Below are 4,270 nucleotides of genomic sequence, written 5' to 3'. Positions count from 1 at the left end.
AGAGCGGGAAGGTCGCGACCCATCTCACGCGGGTCGAGGAACCCGTCGTCTCCGTCGAACTGGATGACGAGCGGGCTGTCGTTCGAACGGAAAGCGGCCGAACGATCTCGGTTCGCCTTCTCGTCGGTTCCGACGGTCGGCATTCGGTCGTCCGCGAGGCGATGGGGGTGCCGGTCCGGACCTGGTCCTATCCCCAAATCGCTTTGGTGCTGAACTTCGGACACCAACGGGACCACGAAGGCATCTCGACCGAATTTCACACACCGACCGGTCCTTTCACGCAGGTGCCGCTGCCGGGTCTTCGGTCGTCGCTGGTCTGGGTCGAAACGCCGGACGAGGCGATACGGCTGAAGGATCTGCCGGTCGAGCTGCTGTCGCGCGAGGTCGAACGACGCCTGCATTCGATCCTCGGCGCGGTCGAGGTGGAAGAGCCGATCCAGAGCTTCCCCCTCTCGGGAGCATCGGTTGCCCGCCTGTCCGGCCGGCGATGCGCGCTTGTCGGCGAGGCAGCCCATGTGTTCCCGCCGATCGGCGCGCAGGGTCTCAACCTCGGCATTCGCGATGTGGACGCCCTCCTCACCTCGGCCCTCGAAAGCCGCGACGACCCGGGCGGCGCGGCGATGCTCGCGGCCTACGAGACGCGCCGACGCACCGATGTCGCGACACGCACGGCAGCCGTCGATCTTCTCAACCGTTCGCTGCTGACGGGCTTCCTGCCGGTCCAGGCCGCACGCGCTCTCGGTCTCGGCGCGCTCGCGTCGGTGCCCGTCCTGCGTCATGCGCTGATGCGGGAAGGCGTGGAACCGGGTTCGGCGCTGGCGGGAATCGCGTCTCGCGTTCGCTCGCTCTTGCCGGGGCAGCGCGCTTCTGGGTAAGGGGCGCTTATGAGCCCCCGCCAGTCCAAGACCGCCCGCTTCTCCATCGGACAGATCGTCCGCCACCGATTCTTCCCGTTCCGGGGCGTGATCTTCGATGTCGATCCCGAGTTCGACAACACGGAGGAATGGTATCAGTCCATTCCCGAGGAGATGCGGCCGCGCAAGGACCAGCCGTTCTATCACCTGCTCGCCGAGAACACCGAGACGGAATACGTCGCCTACGTCTCGGAACAGAATCTCCTGCCGGACAGCGAGGGCGGCCCAGTGCGGCATCCCCAGATCGCCGAGATCTTCGACGGCCCCGTGGACGGCGCCTACATTCTGAAGGAGACCAACCTCAACTGAGGCGGTCTGCCGGACATGAAAACGGCGGCCCGAGAGGCCGCCGTTTCCGATTCACGTGGTCGCCCGCGAATTACTGCGCGGCGGTTTCCTTGGCCTTCGTCTGCGCTTCCTCGAAGCGCTGGCGGCGGGCCTCGGCCTGGCTCTGCAGCGCCTCGTTCAGCTGCTGCTGGCGCTGGGCGATCTCCGGCTCGGCGCGCGCCGGGCCGTCGTAGGCGCCGGTGAAGCCCGAGAGCGTGATGGTGATCGGGTTGGGCTGGCGCTGGAAGTTCACCGAGGTGACCTTCAGGTTGGTGCCCTTCTTCATCGACGCCACCACGGCGTCAGAGAGCTCGACCTCGGCGATGCAGCGGTCCGGGAAGCAGACCGAATAGTTCAGCGTCTGGGGCTTGTTGGCGTCGATCTGGAGCTGCACGCCCGCCGGGATCACGCGGCCGGTCGGCACCACGGCCTGCAGAACCTTCTGCTTCACCTTGCCGTTGACGTTGATGAGGTTCACGGCGGTGATCAGCTGACGCGTGTCGGCGATCATCGTGTACTGCGTGTTGCAGATTTCGTTATCGCCCTGCTTCGAGCAGACCTTGAACCACTCGGCCGGCACCTGCTGGGCCTGGGCCATCGCGCCCGTTGCCGGCACGGCGGCCAGGAGAGCGAGGCCGGCGATCGTGACGGCGCGCTGGCGGGCGGAAAAGCGGGTTCTCACGGGTTGTGCATCCTTCTTTGGCGGAATGGCTCTGTCCGGTCGGCGCCTTCCATAGCGACCTGTGCGGTCGTCTGCAAATACGGCCGTTTGAAGACCTGCGCGAAGCTTGCGTCGAGCCTGCGGGAGGTAGGCAAGGCTTTGTGCTTTCGGTAGTTTCCCGCCCGAAATGGATGGAGTGCCCGCGACCATGACCTTCGGCCGAATGGCTTCGAACCGCCGTCTCCGGCTGATTTCCGCAGCCCTGTGTCTTCTGGCGCTCGGCTGGTCCGTGCGCGAGGCTGCGGCCGAGCCGCGCCATGCCATCGCGATGCAGGGCGAACCGAAATTGCCGGATGGGTTCGACCATTTCCCCTATGCCGATCCTTCGGCGCCGAAGGGCGGGCGCATGGTCTATGGCGTCTTCGGCGACTTCGACAATCTGAACCCGGTCAGCGTCCGCGGCGCGCTCACGACGGCACGCGGCATCTTCGGCGACCAGGAGTTCGGCAACCTCGTCTATGAGCCGCTGATGCAGCGCTCGATGGACGAGGCGTTCACGCTCTACCCGCTGATCGCGAAAACCGCCGAAACCGACAACGAGCGGACCTTCGTCGAGTTTCAGCTCGATCCCGCCGCCCGCTTCTCCGACGGGCGCCGGATCCGCCCGCAGGACGTGATCGCGACCGCCGATCTCCTGAAGGTTCAAGGCAGCGTCCGGCCGCAGTATTCGAACTGGCTGTCGAAGGTCGCGAAGGTCGAGCTGGCCGGACCGAACGGGGTCCGCTTCACCTTCAACGAGAAGGCCGACCGCGAACTGCCGCTGCTGCTTGCCGGCCTGCCGGTGCTTCCCGAAGGCGCGTTCGACGCGAGGACGATCACCGAGACCACGACGAAACCGCCGCTCGGGTCGGGCCCCTACCTCGTCGACCGGGTCGAACCGGGCCAACGCATCGTCTACCGCCGCAACCCGGACTACTGGGCCAAGGACGTCCCCTCCAAGCGCGGCCTCGACAATCACGACGAGATCGTCGTCGAGTATTATCGCGACCAGAACGCGCAGTTCGAGGCGTTCAAGAAAGGCCTTTCGTCGGTTTATCTCTATCAGCAGCCCAACCCTCGGCACTGGCGGACCGCCTACGACTTTCCGGCCGTCACCGAGGGCCGGGTGATCAAGGACACCTTTCCAAACGGTCGCCCCGCCAACCTCAACGCGTTCTTCTTCAATGGCCGCCGACCGGTCTTCGCCGATCCGCAGGTGAGACGCGCGCTCGGCATGGTGTTCGACTTCGAGTGGGCGAACGCCAACCTCTTCTACGATGCCTACACGCGGATGAGCGGCTACTTCGACAACTCCGAGCTTTCGAGCATCGGCCGGCCGGCCGACGCGCTGGAGCGCGAGTTGCTGGCGCCCTATGCGAGCCGCATCGACCCTGCCGTGATGGACGGCCAATTCCGCCAGCCGGTCGCCGACGGTACGGGCGCCGATCGTACGGTGTTGCGCGAGGCGTTCGATCTTCTTCAGTCCCGCGGCTATCGTCTCGAGGGGACGCGCATGGTCGCGCCGGACGGCGCGCCGGTGGCGTTCGAGATCCTCGTCCAGTCCACCGACCAGCAGCGGATCTCGCTCGCTTGGGCGCGCACCCTGTCGCGGATCGGGGTGACGGCGACCGTCCGGCAGGTGGACGACGCGCAGTACCAGAAGCGCAAGCAGAGCTTCGACTACGACGTCCTGATCTCGGCCTTCTCGGGCACGCTGTCGCCCGGCGCCGAGCAGATCAACCGCTGGGGTTCGGCGGCGAAGGATCGGCCGGGCTCTTTCAACTACGCCGGCGTCGCCGATCCGGCGGTCGACGCGCTGATCGCGAAGATGGTCGCGGCCCGCTCGCGCGAGGACTTCGTCTCCTCGGTGCGCGCCTACGACCGGATGCTGATTTCCGGCTTCTACGTCGTCCCGCTCTACTACGTGCCGGAGCAATGGATGGCGCGGTGGTCGATCGTGCACCACCCGGACGTCACGCCTCTGACCGGGTACTATCTGCCCGCGTTCTGGATCACCGACGAGAAGAGCTGAAGGCGGCGGCTTACGCCGCCTTCTTGAGCGTCTCGTCGGCAAAGCGGGCGAGCTGCGTGGCGACGGACGCCGCGCCATTCAACCGCTGCTCCGGCTTTGGCCAGTCGCGCATCAGGACGATGGACTGGTCGGGACGGATCTTCGCCGAAACACCCTGTTCCGAGATGTATCGCACCAGAGCGGCCGGGTTGGCGAAGCTCTTGTCGCGGAAGTGGATGACGATGCCCTTCGGCCCGGCGTCCAGCTTCTCGATATTGGCACGGCGGCACAGCGCCTTGATGAAGACGACCTTCAGGA

General features: G+C 66.1%; 5 protein-coding genes. 3 read left to right on the top strand and 2 right to left on the bottom strand.

The window, feature by feature from the left end; all coding sequences use genetic code 11:
- The coding region (locus QZ753_RS02500; protein WP_294640906.1) for an FAD-dependent monooxygenase at positions 1-875 on the top strand (875 nt) is incomplete at its 5' end.
- A gap of 9 nt (positions 876-884) precedes the next feature.
- Positions 885-1,223 carry a heat shock protein HspQ gene (gene hspQ, locus QZ753_RS02495; protein ID WP_055885738.1) on the top strand — a complete coding sequence of 113 codons (339 nt, stop codon included), beginning with the start codon at positions 885-887 and terminating at the stop codon, positions 1,221-1,223.
- Between the two features lie 70 nt (positions 1,224-1,293).
- Here hspQ and QZ753_RS02490 read toward each other — a convergent pair whose 3' ends face one another.
- Positions 1,294-1,839 (bottom strand): invasion associated locus B family protein, encoded by a 546-nt coding sequence (locus QZ753_RS02490; RefSeq protein ID WP_367171485.1) that lies wholly within the window; start codon positions 1,837-1,839, stop codon positions 1,294-1,296.
- Between the two features lie 271 nt (positions 1,840-2,110).
- Between QZ753_RS02490 and QZ753_RS02485 the strand changes: the two genes are divergently transcribed.
- Entirely contained in the window at positions 2,111-3,973 is a 1,863-nt protein-coding gene (locus tag QZ753_RS02485) for an extracellular solute-binding protein (protein WP_294640899.1), read from the top strand.
- 10 nt (positions 3,974-3,983) lie between these two features.
- Here the strand turns inward: QZ753_RS02485 and QZ753_RS02480 are convergent.
- Positions 3,984-4,270, bottom strand: a 287-nt coding sequence (locus QZ753_RS02480) for a hypothetical protein (protein WP_294640897.1), incomplete at its 5' end; no start/stop codon positions are given.

It is taken from the genome of uncultured Aureimonas sp., from assembly GCF_913775355.1.
Classification (GTDB): domain Bacteria; phylum Pseudomonadota; class Alphaproteobacteria; order Rhizobiales; family Rhizobiaceae; genus Aureimonas.
This window is presented reverse-complemented; position numbering and strand designations above follow the sequence as displayed.

What these genes read in the sequence shown, in the direction of transcription:
- hspQ (WP_055885738.1), top strand. Translation starts at nt 885, where the DNA reads ATGAGCCCCCGCCAGTCCAAGACCGCCCGCTTCTCCATCGGACAGATC.
- QZ753_RS02490 (WP_367171485.1), bottom strand. Translation starts at nt 1,839, where the DNA reads ATGGCCCAGGCCCAGCAGGTGCCGGCCGAGTGGTTCAAGGTCTGCTCG.
- QZ753_RS02485 (WP_294640899.1), top strand. Translation starts at nt 2,111, where the DNA reads ATGACCTTCGGCCGAATGGCTTCGAACCGCCGTCTCCGGCTGATTTCC.